The 14,394-nt window shown below is 66.4% G+C and carries 11 protein-coding genes; all 11 read right to left on the bottom strand.

Annotation, left to right across the window (positions count from 1 at the left end; all coding sequences use genetic code 11):
* Window positions 1-120: 120 nt before the first annotated feature.
* The 11 genes from rpmA to clpX all read right to left on the bottom strand — a co-directional run bounded on the left by rpmA (window position 121) and on the right by clpX (window position 14,151).
* On the bottom strand, window positions 121-384 hold the full coding sequence (gene rpmA, locus ACLQ3C_RS02520) for a 50S ribosomal protein L27 (RefSeq protein ID WP_425703129.1): 264 nt from the start codon (window positions 382-384) through the stop codon (window positions 121-123).
* Window positions 385-445: 61 nt separating this feature from the next.
* A complete protein-coding gene (rplU, locus tag ACLQ3C_RS02515) occupies window positions 446-757 on the bottom strand; it encodes a 50S ribosomal protein L21 (protein WP_425703127.1) in 312 nt (103 codons plus the stop codon).
* A gap of 297 nt (window positions 758-1,054) precedes the next feature.
* Window positions 1,055-4,627: a translation initiation factor IF-2 N-terminal domain-containing protein gene (locus ACLQ3C_RS02510; protein WP_425703125.1), complete on the bottom strand. Its 3,573-nt coding sequence runs from the start codon at window positions 4,625-4,627 to the stop codon at window positions 1,055-1,057.
* 431 nt (window positions 4,628-5,058) lie between these two features.
* Window positions 5,059-5,475, bottom strand: coding sequence for a nucleoside-diphosphate kinase (ndk, locus tag ACLQ3C_RS02505; RefSeq protein WP_425703123.1), 417 nt, complete (start codon window positions 5,473-5,475; stop codon window positions 5,059-5,061).
* A gap of 42 nt (window positions 5,476-5,517) precedes the next feature.
* Entirely contained in the window at window positions 5,518-6,003 is a 486-nt protein-coding gene (locus ACLQ3C_RS02500; protein WP_425703121.1) for a hypothetical protein, read from the bottom strand.
* Between the two features lie 274 nt (window positions 6,004-6,277).
* Complete coding sequence (locus ACLQ3C_RS02495; protein ID WP_425703119.1) at window positions 6,278-7,165, bottom strand: undecaprenyl-diphosphate phosphatase; 888 nt, start codon at window positions 7,163-7,165, stop codon at window positions 6,278-6,280.
* A 110-nt stretch (window positions 7,166-7,275) separates the two neighbouring features.
* Window positions 7,276-7,680: a DUF4233 domain-containing protein gene (locus ACLQ3C_RS02490; RefSeq protein ID WP_425703117.1), complete on the bottom strand. Its 405-nt coding sequence runs from the start codon at window positions 7,678-7,680 to the stop codon at window positions 7,276-7,278.
* Window positions 7,677-9,143 carry a bifunctional tetrahydrofolate synthase/dihydrofolate synthase gene (gene folC / locus ACLQ3C_RS02485; protein ID WP_425703523.1) on the bottom strand — a complete coding sequence of 489 codons (1,467 nt, stop codon included), beginning with the start codon at window positions 9,141-9,143 and terminating at the stop codon, window positions 7,677-7,679. Before folC ends, ACLQ3C_RS02490 begins: the two co-directional genes overlap by 4 nt.
* 164 nt (window positions 9,144-9,307) lie before the next feature.
* Window positions 9,308-11,953, bottom strand: a complete 2,646-nt coding sequence (locus ACLQ3C_RS02480) for a valine--tRNA ligase (protein WP_425703115.1) — start codon at window positions 11,951-11,953, stop codon at window positions 9,308-9,310.
* Window positions 11,954-12,049: 96 nt separating this feature from the next.
* The gene (locus tag ACLQ3C_RS02475) at window positions 12,050-12,673 is read right to left on the bottom strand and encodes a molybdenum cofactor guanylyltransferase (RefSeq protein ID WP_425703113.1); all 624 of its coding nucleotides are present in this window, start codon (window positions 12,671-12,673) and stop codon (window positions 12,050-12,052) included.
* Between the two features lie 197 nt (window positions 12,674-12,870).
* Window positions 12,871-14,151: an ATP-dependent Clp protease ATP-binding subunit ClpX gene (clpX, locus tag ACLQ3C_RS02470; protein ID WP_425703111.1), complete on the bottom strand. Its 1,281-nt coding sequence runs from the start codon at window positions 14,149-14,151 to the stop codon at window positions 12,871-12,873.
* Window positions 14,152-14,394 lie beyond the last annotated feature (243 nt).

Raw genomic sequence — 14,394 nt, 5'->3', positions numbered from 1 at the left:
GGGCGCTGCCGGACTCTGGCGCCGAAAGAAAGGAGGTAGAACACCAACAGGGCGGGCCGGGTGCCTGCTGCCCCTGCCCGCCCTGTCGCAGTGTTCTGGTGGTTCTCGTGAACCGCTCGGTCAGGCCTGAGCGGTCTCCGGAACGATGTTGACGGTCTTGCGACCACGCTTGCTACCGAACTCGACGGCACCCGCCGCGAGGGCGAACAGGGTGTCGTCGCCGCCGCGCCCGACGTTGACGCCGGGATGGAATTTGGTGCCGCGCTGGCGGATCAGGATCTCACCGGCGCTCACCTGCTGACCACCGAAACGCTTGACGCCGAGGCGTTGGGCGTTGGAATCGCGACCGTTGCGCGAGCTGGACGCGCCCTTCTTGTGTGCCATCTCAATCCTCCTGGCTACCTGAAAGTGTGTGGGGTTCATGGGGGCTCGGCCCCCACTGCGTTTACTTGATGCCGGTGACCTTGAGGAGCGTCAGCTTCTGACGATGGCCCTGACGCTTGTGGTAGCCGGTCTTGTTCTTGAACTTGTGGATGCGGATCTTCGGGCCCTTGACATGCTCGACCACCTCGCCGGTGACCGAGATCCCCGCCAGCTTGTCCGCGTCGGTGGTGAGGTTCGAACCGTCGACGACCAGCGCCACCGGCAGATTCACGGTGGTGCCCGGCGCGCTGTCGATCTTCTCGACCTTCACAATGTCGCCCTGTGCGACCTTGTACTGCTTACCGCCGGTCTTGACGATCGCGTACGTTGCCATCGAAGCTGTCCTCTTGTTCATCATCTCGGGCCGTGCCACGCATGTGCGTCCACGGGGTGTGTGGGTGTGTGCATTCGGTGTGGCCGTGCGAAACCCTGCTCGCGCCGGGATTGCATGGAACACTCCGAAGACCTGCCGCAGAGAAGCTCTCGGCCGTGGATCCCATCGGGACCCCGCACAGCTCGAACCCTCCGCCAGAGGCGACCAAACAAGGTTACGGGAGCCGGTCCGGTCAGGTCAAACTCGACTCGACCGTCGGTTCCGGGCCGTGTCGCGGTCGCCGGATGGCGCCGCTGACTACTCGTCTACCGGCGGTCCCGCCGGCCGGCCCGCAGCGCGCCGACGCGGACGTCGACGGACCGCGACCGCCGACTCGCTCGACTCGACACTCGTCGGACCGAAGGTCGTCAGCGGTGTGCGCGGGGACTCGGGAGCGACATGGACGGCAGGAGCCGCGGACGCCGTGGCCGGTGCCGCCGCAGGCCGTGCCACCCGGCGCCGCGCCCGACGAGGAGCCGGGCCCGACCCGCCGTTTCCGGTGCCCGCGAGCCCGGTCCCGACCTCTGCTGCGCCGGCGTCTCCCGCCTCGGGGATCCCGTCGACTCCGGTGGACGCGGCGGTGTCCACGGACCCGGTCGCCGGTCCGGCGGTGCCCACATCGGTGGTGTCACGATCGGTGGTGTCACGATCAGTGGTGTCACGATCAGTGGTGTCACGATCAGTGGCCGGGCGGTCGGCGGTGCCGCGCTCGTGGTCGTCGTGATGAGCGGCGTCGTGATGAGCTGCGTCGTGATGAGCGGGGTCGTGATGAGCGGGGTCGTGATGCTCATCGCCCTCGTGGACGTGGGCAGCCATCGCCCGGAACATCGGGTGCTCGGCCGGACTGTGCGCGGCCTGCTGGTGCTCGACGGACTGCTCGTTCTTTCGCTTACCGCGGCGCGCCTTCTTCGAGCCGGAGTTCTCCGAGCGGGCGGCATCGTCGGAACGCACTTCCACCGGACTCGAATGGACGATCACCCCGCGCCCCGCACAGGCGGTGCACGTCGTCGAAAACGCTTCCAGCAGACCGGTTCCCAAACGCTTACGAGTCATCTGGACCAGACCGAGCGACGTCACCTCGGACACCTGATGGCGGGTGCGGTCGCGTGCCAGGGACTCCGTCAGTCGTCGTAGGACGAGGTCGCGGTTGGACTCGAGAACCATATCGATGAAGTCGACGATGATCATGCCGCCGATGTCGCGCAGCCGCATCTGCCGCACGATCTCCTCCGCCGCCTCGAGATTATTGCGGGTGACGGTCTCCTCGAGATTGCCGCCGGCGCCGGTGAACTTGCCGGTGTTGACGTCGACGACCGTCATCGCCTCGGTGTGCTCGATGATCAGGGTGCCACCCGAGGGCAACCACACCTTCCGGTCGAGAGCCTTGGCCAGCTGCTCGTCGATCCGGTACACCGTGAACGAATCCGGCGCATCGGCGTGTGCCCTCTCGAACTTCTCCACGCGCCCGAGCAGATCCGGGGCCACCGAGCGGACGTATCCCTCGATCAGATTCCACGACTTGGCACCCTCGATGACGAGTTTGCGGAAGTCCTCGTTGAACAGGTCGCGGACCACGCGCACCAGCAGATCGGGCTCCTCATACAACGCCCGCGGGCTCTGCGATCCGCTGCCCTTCTGCGATCCGCCACCCTTCTGCGATCCGCCACCCTTCTGTGAGCCATTGCTCTTCTGGGCGCCCGCTACCGACGACTCGATCGACTTCCATTTCGATTCGAGGCGCTCGACGTCGGCGGCCAGCTCCTCGGCGCTGACACCCTCCGACGCGGTCCGAATGATCACGCCCGCGTCATCGGGGACGAGCTTGCCGAGGATCTGCTTGAGTCGCTTGCGCTCCACGTCGGGCAGTTTGCGGCTGATACCCGTCGACGACCCGCCCGGTACGTACACCAGGTACCGGCCCGCGAGCGAGATCTGCGTCGTCAGGCGCGCTCCCTTGTGCCCGACCGGGTCCTTGCTCACCTGCACGACGACGTTGTCGCCGGGCGACAAGGCCTGCTCGATCTTGCGGGAGCCACCGTCGAGGCCTGCCGCGTCCCAATTGACCTCGCCGGCGTAGAGGACTCCATTGCGCCCACGCCCGATGTCGACGAAGGCGGCCTCCATCCCCGGAAGCACGTTCTGCACACGTCCGAGGTAGATGTTGCCCACCATCGACGACGAGGTCTCGGTGGTGACGAAGTGTTCGACGAGCACACCGTCTTCGAGCACCGCGACCTGCGTGTAATCCTCGATCGCTGCGGCGTCGGCGTGGTCGGTGCTGTGCAGTGAACTGTTGGCACTGCGCTCGCGCACCACCATGACCCGCTCGACCGCTTCGCGCCGGGCCAGGAACTCCGACTCGCTCAGGATCGGCGGCCGGCGACGACCGGCGTCACGGCCATCACGTCTGCGCTGCCGCTTGGCTTCGAGCCGGGTCGATCCGGAGATCCCCTGGACTTCGTCGCGAACCCGCTTGCTCCGGGGCTCGCGTTCGTGAACGACGGTGTTCGGCGGATCGTCGACCGATGTCTCGTCGGACTCGCCACCACCCTTGCGACGACGACGTCGACGGCGGCGCTTGGACGTGGGCATGTCGGCGTCGTCGGCGTCGTCGGTGGTCTCGAGGTCGGCATCCTCGGCGACGTCATCCGAGTCGTCGCCGCTCTTGGCCGCGCCGCCCTTGTCGGCGGCTCCTTTGTTCTTGCCGGCGTTGTCTTTACCGGCGTTGTCTTTACCTGCGTTGTCTTTGCCTGCGTTGTCTTTGCCTGCGTTGTTCTTGGCAGCGTTCTTCTTACCCGCCCGGTTTCCCGACTTCTTCTCGGAGTTCGGGCCGGGGCCGGCTTCGTCGGTGTGCACCGATGCCGTCGGGTCCGCACTCGTGGAGGTCGTGCCGGTGTCCGAGTCCACATCGCTCGTGCGGTTCCCGGAAGAGTTGGATCCAGATGAATCAGACCCGGAATCGTCGGTGTTGTCGTCGGACTCGGGCCGGTCGCCCCGCCCACGTCCCCGTCCACGACGTCCACGCCGGCGGCGTCGGTTGCGTCCACCCTCACCCGAGGAGTCGGTGTCATCGAAATCGGTGTCATCCGAGTCGGTGTGATCGGAGTCGGTGTGATCGGAGTCGGTGTCATCGGGGTCGGTGTCACCGCGGCCGATATCCGCCCGACGATCCTTGCCGGCGGCGGGCGCACTCGAATGCGACCCGGCTCTCGTTGCCGCGGCGCGGCTGGACCCGTCATCGGCGGTGTCCGCGGCGGCACCGGAGCCGGTCGCACTGCGCTGCGGCGCGGAAGCCGGCGCACTCGGCTGCAGGAACAACGGTCCCGCCCCCACCTCGTCGACTGCCGAAACGGGTGCATGGCTGCTGGCGTCGGCCGCCGAGAACAACACGGCGGTTCCGGCCGCCGATTCGTCGGGGCCCCGATCACCGGCCTTCTCGTCTTCGGCCGGGGCCTGGATCTCGCGCGGGCGGTCCGTGCCCTCGGGCGCGGCAGCGGCCACCGGTGCCGACTCTCCGGCCCGGGGCTGCTCGGCGCTATTCGATACGGAAGCTTCCGGTACCGGGACATCGGTTACCGGGCTCGCCGTCTGCGGAGCGAGCGACTCGCTTCCATGCTCTCGAACCCGCTGCGCCACCGCCTGCGCCAACTCGCGCTCAACACTCGATTGGGCGCTACGCATGTGCGACCCCAACTCGGCCAGGTGTGCGAGTACCTGACGACTGGTCAGGCCGAGCACTCGGGCGAGTGCGTGCACACGAAGTTTGCTGGGAAATTCTTCCACCGGATCAGACGCTGCGTTCGCGTCATCCGGCGACCCGTTGTCGGTCACTCGTGTCTCCTTGAACCCCCGGGCGCGTCCTTGCGACGCGGCCACGCGAGGGTCTCTGCTGTGTGTCCCGGCCTCGGCCGGTGTTGTGTGGTCTGCGCGCCCCCTCGGCTCGATCGGAGCTGCAGGGCGCTCTTGCTGGGTGATGGGTTACGGCCCACCCTCCACGCCATCGGCTCGGAGGCTGTGGCCGGCGGGTCACCGTCGGCGAACCACCGCGATGGGGAGAGCGGCTGGGCGGGCGGGCACGAGGTGCTTCATGCCGGGCGTACTGCATTCCGGTGCACTTCGTGCTGGTCCGACCCATTTCCGAACGTCATCGGTGTCGTCGCGGGCAAAGTGTGTCCGCGACAACTCCCCAAGTATCCCACACTGCGGGTCGACGCCGGCACACATGTGCATCCACGCGCGCCGACCCGCCGGGTGACGGGATGTCAGGAATCGATGTCGGGGAACCAGATGGCGATCTCGCGTTCGGCCGATTCCGGAGAATCCGAGCCGTGGACGAGGTTGTTCTGCGTGGTCAAGGCGAAGTCGCCGCGGATGGTGCCGGGTACCGCCTTTTCCACCGGGTCGGTGCCGCCGGCTATCTGCCGCCACGCCGCGACGGCGCGCGGTCCCTCGACGACAGCCGCGACGAGCGAGCCGGAGGTGATGAATTCCAGCAATGCCGGGAAGAAGGGTTTGCCCTCGTGCTCGGCGTAGTGGAGCCGGGCCAGCTCGTCGGTCACCGACTTGAGTTCCAGTGCCACCAGGGTCAGACCCTTGCGTTCGATGCGGGCAAGGATGTCGCCGACCAGGGCTCGGGCGACACCATCGGGCTTGATCAGTACCAATGTCCGTTCAGTCACGTGGACACCTTATCGGCGTAGCGGCCACCGCTGACACCGGACTCATGAGCAGTACTGGCCCGAAACCGCATAGACCCCGTAGTCGAACAGTCCGCCAGAACTCGATCGAGGGTTCACGATGATCTGCACGCAGCCCTTCGGATCGGCGAGCGCTCCCTGCACCGCCCGGTCCAGCGTCTTGGCGAGTCCGAGGTTGGCGGGGCGGTACTGGGCGGGCACGGGCAAGGCCGCGATCGAGTCGGCGACCTTCATCGTCGACATGCGTTTGGTCAGATCGTGGGTGGCGAGGTAGCCGTAGGAACCGGTCGGTACCGGCATCGGCGACCCGGTCTCCGGCAGATCGACGACGGCCTGGGCGTCGGGCGGCGGCGGAGTCGTTCCAACCGCGGCCGATTGCGCCGCACCCACCACGGTGCCGGTGCCGACCGCCGCGGCCGCCACGAGCGCAAGCGCCCCGCGTCTGGCCATGAACCCTGCCCGGGTCGGGGTGGTGGTGCGGTCACGGGCGCGGGCGCGGGCGATGATCACGCGGCTCCTTCAGGTGTGGTGCGGTGGGAGCGGCGACGGTTGGTCGCCGTACGGTCAGCGCACCGGCCCGACCGACGTGTGACGACAGCGCGCATTCGCCCCCGGCATATTCGTCGTCGCGGCCCCGGCGCGACTTCGCGTAATTCTGCAAGACCGGCACCGCCGACAACAACCTGCTCAGGTCACGATTGCGCACCGATCGTCGGCTGAACGGACCACACCGGCACAGCCCGGGCAGAACGGGAACGACGACGTGGGTCTCGAGACCGATGGTTCAGGCGAAGTGGACGATGCTGATCGCTCCGGCGACGACGCAGTACGCGACGAACGGATACAGCGTGCGGGTGTGAAACCAGCGCGCCAGAAACGCGACGGCGGCGAATGCTGCGGCAAAAGCGCATACCGAGCCGACGAGTACCTGACCACCGATCCCCTGTCCCGCCGGCCCGAACAACTCGGGAATCTTGAGCAACCCGGCCGCGAGGATCACCGGGGTGGCGAGCAGGAACGCGAACTTCGCGGCGTCCTCGTGGGCCAATCGGCGTAGCAGGCCACCCGAGATCGTGACGCCCGATCGAGAGATCCCCGGCAGCAACGCAAGGATCTGGCACGCACCGATGCCGACCGCCTCCCCCACTCCCAACGCCGCCATCGGACGGTCTGTGTCGGGACGTCGCCGCGCGTGCCGCCCGGTGGCCGATCGGCGGCGCAAGAGCTCGGCGGTGGCCAGCACCAGCCCGTTCAGGAACAGGAAGATCGACGCGGCGAGCGGATTGGCGAACACCACACGCAACGGTTTCTCGGCGAGGAGGCCGACGACCCCGACCGGGATGGTCGCCGCGATGATGAGCCATGCGAGCCGAGCGGAATCATCATCGATGCGCCGTCGACGCACCGACGAGACGAACCCGCCGACGATGTGGACCCAGTCCCGCCAGTAGAACAGGACCAGCGCGACAGCGGTGGCCACGTGCAGCGCCACGACGAAGGCGAGAAACGGTGTGTGCCCGGCGCTGTCGGACTCGGTTACCAGTTGTTCCCAGCTGCCGCCAAGCCACGCCGGAACCAGGATCGAATGCCCCAGGCTCGACACCGGAAACAATTCGGTCACGCCCTGCAGCAAACCCATCACGATGGCTTGCGGATAGGTCAACTCACTCACCGGCGACTCTTCCTCTCATCACTGACACAAGCCACCGACGATACCCAATTCAAAGGGCGAAAGCCTCTGCACAGCAACCGATTCCGGCATTACGGCCAAATCGGCGCGAACTATGACGGATCGATCGGTTCCTGGCCGGCCAGGCGTCCCTCGCGGATGCGGCGCGCGACATCGTTGCGGACGTAACGGATGTAGAGCCATACGAACAAGAACAACAGGCCGACGATCGCGATCGACCAGTGGAACAGCCCGCCGATGATCACGAGCACCTGCAACCCGATGTCGAGCTCGAGCGCACGCGCCCGGCGCTGCATTCCGCTCGCCAGGATGAGCAAGACGGTCACCACCGCGAGATAGATGCCCGACACCCAGGTCAGACCCGGACCGATCTTCGCCACCACCGGAAAGGTCAGCACCATGACGATGACCTCGAGGATCAGCGTGCCGGCCATCACTCCACGCAGACCGCGCCACGGGTCGGTGGCCGGGGCGGTGAACCCAGGGTGTTCGCTCATGCGGGCTCCTTGCCGAAGAGGGTTCGGCCGGCACCGGCGGTGACCACCGATCCGGTGATGATCACGCCCGCGCCGGACACCGGCTCGCCGTCGGATTCCTCGGCGAGCCCGATCGCTGCGGCGACCGCGTCGGGCAAGAACGGTTCGACCAGAACCCGGTCCTCCCCGAACACCTCCCGCGCGATCTCGGCGAGGTCCTCGGTATCGAGTGCGCGCGGAGACCCGTTGTTGGTGACCACGATCTGATCGAGAATCGGCTCGAGCGCGGCGAGTACCCCCTCGGCGTCCTTGTCGCCGAGGACACCGACCACCCCGACCAGACGCCGGAAATCGAACTGATCGGCCAGCGCATGGGCAAGAGCATGAGCACCGTGCGGATTGTGCGCGGCGTCGACGAACACGCTCGGCGCGCTACGCACCCGCTCGAGCCGTCCCGGGCTCGACGCCGCCGCGAAACCCGCACGGACGGCGTCGATGTCGAGTTGCCGGTCGGGTCCGGCACCGAAGAACGCCTCGACCGCCGCCAGCGCCAACGCGGCGTTGGCGGCCTGATGTTCGCCGTGGAGCGGCAGGAACACCTCCTCGTACACCCCGCCGAGACCTTGGATCCGCAGCATCTGTCCCCCGACGGCGGTGGCTGCCTCGAGTACCGCGAACTCCGAGTTCTGCCGGGCCACGATCGTGCCCTTCTCGACGGTCTCGCGAAGCAGCACCTCCAGCACCTCGGGCTGCTGCGGGGCGATGACGGTGACCGGGTCGGTCTGAACCAGGTCCTCTGCGGCACGCTTGATGATTCCGGCCTTCTCCCCGGCGATCGCAGCCAGCGAATCACCGAGGAAGTCCGCGTGATCCATGGCGATGGGCGTGATCACCGCGACCACGCCGTCGACGACATTGGTGGCATCCCAGCGGCCGCCCATTCCGGTCTCGACGACGGCCACATCGATGGGCGCCTCGGCGAAATGCGCATACGCGATCGCGGTGAGCACCTCGAACTTGCTCATCCGTGGCCCCTCCACGGCTGTCGACGAATCGTCGACCATCGTGATGTACGGCTCCAGATCACGGTAGGTCTCGATGTAGGTGCGAGCCGAGATCGGTTGTCCGTCAACCGCAATACGCTCGGTGACGCGCTGCAGGTGCGGGCTGGTGATACGCCCGGTACGCCGGTGCAGGGCGATGAGCAGCGCGTCGATCATCCGGGTCACCGACGTCTTGCCGTTGGTGCCTGCGACATGAATCGCCGGATAGGCGTGCTGCGGGGACCCGAGCAGATCCATCAGCGCCGAGATCCGGGTCAGTGATGGTTCGATCTTCGTCTCGGGCCATCGGGTGTCGAGTTCGGCCTCGACCTCGGCGAGTTCGGCCAGATCCGCCGCGCTGTCGCCGGCGGTCAGCGGAGCCCGGTCCCGCGCATCGGTCGCGGTCTCCTCGTCGTCTCTCAGCAGCGACGCGAGGTCCATCCGGTCGGGCTCGATGTCCCCTGGCCCGAGATCACCGGGCTCGAGATCACCCGGCTCGATGGGACCCGAGTCCTCCCAACCGGCGAAATCGGCTGCCGTGAAGATCGGCTCGTCGTCGGCGCCCTCGACGGCATCGTCAACCCGATCATCGTCGTCGCGGCGGCTCATGACGCTCCCAGCGAATCCTGTTTGGCCTGCAGCCGGGCGACCTCTTCGGCTGCGATCGTGCTCCGCTGACGAATCTTGGCCACGACGTGGTCAGGGGCCTTCGAGAGGAACTGGTCATTGCCCAACTTGGCGGTGGTCTGGGCCAGCTCTTTCTCGGCGGCCGCGAGATCCTTGGCCACCCGTTTGCGTTCGGCCGCGACGTCCACGGTCCCGGACGTGTCGATCTGTACCTCCACCGTCGTGGCCCGCAACCGGACCTCGACGGTGGCCGTCGCCGCGAATCCCGCCTCCGGCTCATCCAGCCGGGCCAGCGCCGCGATGTAGGGCGTCAGCGGCGTCAGACCGGACTCCTCGAGGTGCGCAAACCGAACGGGCACCTTCTGGCCCGGCTTGAGGCCCTGGTCACTGCGGAAACGCCGCACCTCGGTGATGAGTTTCTGCAGGTCCTCGATGGTCGCCGCGGCTTCGGGGTCGGCGCGGCGACCCGCAGGCGTCGGCCACTGCGCAATCACCAGCGACTCACCGCCGGTCACCGCCCTCCACAGCACCTCGGTCACGAAGGGCATCACGGGCGACAACGCGCGCAGCAGTGGATCCAGGACCGCACCGAGGACCAGACCTGTTGTGTGCGAACGCCGTTCATCGCCACCGGCAAACTGAACCTTGGCCAGTTCGAGATACCAGTCGCAGAACTCGTCCCAGGCGAAGTGATAGAGCGCTTCGCATGCCTTGGCGAACTCGTAGGACTCGAAGCCGGCGTCGACCTCGGCGAGCACCTCCTCGAGCCGCGACAGGATCCAACGATCGGCGGCAGTGAGTTCCGCCGGATCAGGCAGTTCACCGACTGCTGCACCGTTCATCAGTGCGAACTTGGTGGCGTTGAAGAGTTTGGTCGCGAAATTCCGCGAGGACTGCGCATGATCCTCACCGACCGAGATGTCGCTACCCGGATTCGCACCACGCGCGAGCGTGAAACGTAACGCGTCGGCACCGAAGCGCTCCACCCACTCGAGCGGGTCGATGCCGTTGCCCTTGGACTTGCTCATCTTGCGTCCGTGCTCGTCGCGGACCAGACCGTGCAGGAACAGATTCCGGAAGGGCACACGGCGATCCGCACCCATCTCGGTGCCTGCGTAGGTGCCGAACATCATCATCCGCGCCACCCAGAAGAACAGGATGTCGTAGCCGGTGACGAGAACCGAAGTGGGATAGAACTTCTCGAGATCATCGGTCTGTTCCGGCCATCCCAGTGTGGAGAACGGCCACAAACCCGAGGAGAACCAGGTGTCGAGGACGTCGGTTTCCTGTCGGTAGCCGGCGGGCACCTCCTCGTCGGGGCCCACGCACACGACCTCGCCCTCGGGGCCGTACCAGATCGGAATCCGGTGGCCCCACCACAACTGGCGCGAGATACACCAGTCGTGCATGTCATCGACCCAGCCGAACCACCGCGGCTCCATGGACGTGGGGTGGATGACGGTTGAACCATCGCGTACCGCGTCCCCGGCCGACTTCGCCAGCGGTGCGACATCGACCCACCACTGCATCGACAACCGCGGTTCGATGGGCTCGCCGGTCCGCTCGGAATGCCCGACGCTGTGCAGATATGGGCGGATCTCTTTGACGATGCGCCCTTGACCGGCCAGCGCCTCTCGCACCTTGACGCGCGCCTCGAAGCGGCCCATGCCGTCGAATTGGGTTCCGGTGCCGACGATCCGGGCCTCCTCGTCCAGGATCGTCGGCATCGCGAGATCGTGCCGCTGTCCGATCGCGAAGTCATTGGGATCGTGGGCCGGCGTGATCTTGACTGCGCCACTGCCGAATTCGGGGTCGACGTAGTCATCGGCGATGACCGGTATCGTCCGCTCGACGAACGGATGCGCCAGTTCGGTGCCGATCAGATGTGCGTACCGCTCATCGCCAGGGTGCACAGCGATCGCGGTGTCGCCGAGCATCGTCTCCAGCCGGGTGGTGGCGACCACGATATGCGGCTGCGAATCGTCGAGCGAGCCATAGCGGAAGCTCACCAGCTCACCCTCGACGTCGGCGTAACTGACCTCGATGTCGCTCACCGCCGTCTTGAGGACCGGCGACCAGTTCACCAGACGCTCGGCCTGATAGATCAGCCCGTCGTCGTACATCTTCTTGAACATCGTCTGCACGGCACGCGAGAGGCCTGCGTCCATCGTGAAGCGTTCCCGGCTCCAATCCACGCTGTCGCCGAGGCGGCGCATCTGTTCGCCGATGTTGCCGCCGATCTCGGCCTTCTCGGCCCAGACGCGCTCGATGAATGCCTCGCGGCCGAGGTCGTCGCGGGTCAGCCCTTCGGCGGCGAGTTTGCGCTCGACCATCGTCTGCATCGCAATCGCCGCGTGGTCCATCCCGGGCAACCACAGCACCTCATAGCCCTGCATCCGGCGGCGACGCGACAACGCGTCCATCAGGACATGCTCATAGGCGTGCCCCATGTGCAGGGACCCGTTGACGTTGGGCGGCGGGATCACGATCGAGAACGGCGGCTTGTCACTGGCCGCGTCCGCGGTGAAATAGCCTGCGTCCACCCATTGCCGGTACAGCGCGGCCTCATGCTCGGCGGGATCCCAGGACTTCGGCAGCTCGCGGGAGGAATCGGGTGTGGTCACCCCCCAATCTTAGGGAACGCCCCGCACGCTCCTGCGCCCACCGCGCGCTAGACGGTCACCGCGCCGCAGCCGGCCGGCTCGTCCGGGTGTGAAGGTTCAGCGCCGCGCGAGGGTGCGCAGCCGATGGAGGTCCTCCGGTGCGTTGACATTGATCAGCCACGACGGGTCGGACACGGTGATCCGACGGGTGATCAACGCGTCGAGAGCGGCGGTCATGCGACGCTCGCCGGTCTCCAGCAGAGCTTCCACCTTCGCTGCGGACCCGACGCGGTAGATCCCCGCCATCGGATGATCGCGCTCGGCGTCACGGGCAACCACCGCGTCGGCCGACTCGGTCATGCCCACCAGGAGCTCCTCGATCAGTCCGGGTGCGATCAGTGGCATGTCGGTGGCGCAGACGAACACCAGCGTCGCGCCGTGATCGCGCGCTGTCGCGAGGCCCTCGGCAAGCCCGCCGAGCGGGCCTGCGCCCTGCTGTTCCCCGGTTACCCACTGCGCCGGCGGGCCACCTGTGCCGTACAACTCCTGATAGGCAGGTGAGGCGGTGCTCGCGGCGACGAAGACACCGCTGTCGCAGGAACCGTTGAGGGTCTCGACGATGCGCGCCAGCATCGGCTGTCCTTCCCAGTCCATCGCCGCCTTGTTGTGGCCCATTCGCCGGGATCGTCCTCCCGCGAGCACCAATCCGGCCAGATGTCGATCGCTCGTCTGCGCAGTCATGGCTCCAGTGTGGGTGATGACCACTTGCCGCGTGCCGAGATCGCCGATACCGGTGTCGCACAACAAGTATTCGACCGTCGGCCCGCCGGGCACACCTCCGGCCGATGGCCGGAACACACCACTCCCGCCCGGTCGTGACCGACCGGGCGGGAGTGGTGAACTTCTACCGATTGGGCCGGGCGTACCGGCGTCGGGACTCAGGCCGTCTTGTCGCGCCGTTCGTCGTCGCTGTCGGCCCGCGGCACGATCGTCGGCAGCACGTTGTCGTTGACGGTCTCGGCGGTGACGACGACCTTCTCGACATCGGTGCGGCTCGGGATGTCGTACATCACCGGCAACAGCACCTCTTCCATGATCGCCCGCAGCCCGCGCGCACCGGTGCCGCGGTGGATCGCCTGATCGGCGATCGCCTCGAGCGCATCCGCACTGAACTCGAGTTCGACGTTGTCCATCTCGAACAGCTTGGTGTACTGCTTCACCAGCGCGTTCTTCGGCGCCGACAGGATCGAGACCAACGATTCCTTGTCGAGGTTGGTCACCGACGCAATGATCGGCAACCGACCGATGAACTCCGGGATCAAACCGAACTTGATGAGATCCTCGGGCATCACCGAGGAGAAATGATCGGTGGTGTCCACCTCGTTCTTCGACGCGACCTCGTTGCCGAAACCTATGCCGCGCTTACCGATTCGTTCCGAGATCACCTTCTCTAAACCGGCGAACGCACCCGCGACGATGAACAACACGTTCGTCGTGTCGATCTGGATGAACTCCTGATGCGGATGCTTGCGGCCACCCTGCGGGGGCACCGACGCCTGGGTTCCCTCGAGGATCTTCAGCAGCGCCTGCTGCACACCCTCACCGGAGACGTCCCGGGTGATCGACGGGTTCTCGCTCTTGCGGGCGATCTTGTCCACCTCGTCGATGTAGATGATGCCGGTCTCGGCGCGCTTGACGTCGTAGTCGGCGGCCTGGATCAGCTTCAGCAGAATGTTCTCGACATCCTCACCGACGTATCCGGCTTCGGTCAGCGCCGTCGCGTCGGCAATTGCGAACGGAACATTCAGCATCTTCGCGAGTGTCTGGGCGAGATAGGTCTTGCCACAACCGGTCGGACCGAGCATGAGGATGTTGGATTTCATCAGCTCGACGATCTCACCGCTGCGGGCTTCCTTCTTCTCCCCCGCCTGAATGCGCTTGTAGTGGTTGTAGACCGCCACTGCGAGCGTGCGCTTGGCCGTGTCCTGGCCGATGACGTAGTTCTCGAGGAACTCTTTGATCTCGGCCGGCTTGGGTAGTTCATCGAGCTTGACGTCGCCGTTCTCGGCGAGCTCTTCCTCGATGATCTCGTTGCACAGGTCGATGCACTCGTCGCAGATGTACACGCCGGGACCGGCGATGAGCTTCTTGACCTGCTTCTGACTCTTTCCGCAGAAGGAGCACTTCAGCAGATCGCCACCGTCTCCGATTCGTGCCATCGTGTGCTGTACCTACTTCCTCGATGTTGCGTGGCTGCTCGATGCCGCCGCCACCAGATCGGCGGCGACGGGAGACAGGCGCGGCGCGGACGGTCGTGGCCACCCGGAGGGCTCGGGTTCGTACTCGAGCGCCACCAACGTTCGCCCTCCCGACGGTACCCGCGCCTGCTCGTTACTTCGACCGCTTGGGGCAAATGTCGCGTGAGAATGTCACATTCCCCGGTCGCCGGCCGATGCCGGCGA

This window comes from Gordonia sp. DT30 (assembly GCF_049844915.1).
In the GTDB taxonomy this organism is placed as follows: Bacteria; Actinomycetota; Actinomycetes; order Mycobacteriales; family Mycobacteriaceae; genus Gordonia.
Note: the sequence above shows the minus strand (reverse complement) of the source record. Positions and strands in the feature narration are given on the sequence as shown.

Bases quoted from the DNA above. Each gene is read 5' to 3' on its own strand.
- folC (WP_425703523.1), bottom strand. From the start codon at position 9,143: ATGGACCTCGCGTCGCTGCTGAGAGACGACGAGGAGACCGCGACCGAT.
- ACLQ3C_RS02475 (WP_425703113.1), bottom strand. From the start codon at position 12,673: ATGACTGCGCAGACGAGCGATCGACATCTGGCCGGATTGGTGCTCGCG.
- rplU (WP_425703127.1), bottom strand. From the start codon at position 757: ATGGCAACGTACGCGATCGTCAAGACCGGCGGTAAGCAGTACAAGGTC.
- clpX (WP_425703111.1), bottom strand. From the start codon at position 14,151: ATGGCACGAATCGGAGACGGTGGCGATCTGCTGAAGTGCTCCTTCTGC.
- ACLQ3C_RS02490 (WP_425703117.1), bottom strand. From the start codon at position 7,680: ATGAGCGAACACCCTGGGTTCACCGCCCCGGCCACCGACCCGTGGCGC.
- rpmA (WP_425703129.1), bottom strand. From the start codon at position 384: ATGGCACACAAGAAGGGCGCGTCCAGCTCGCGCAACGGTCGCGATTCC.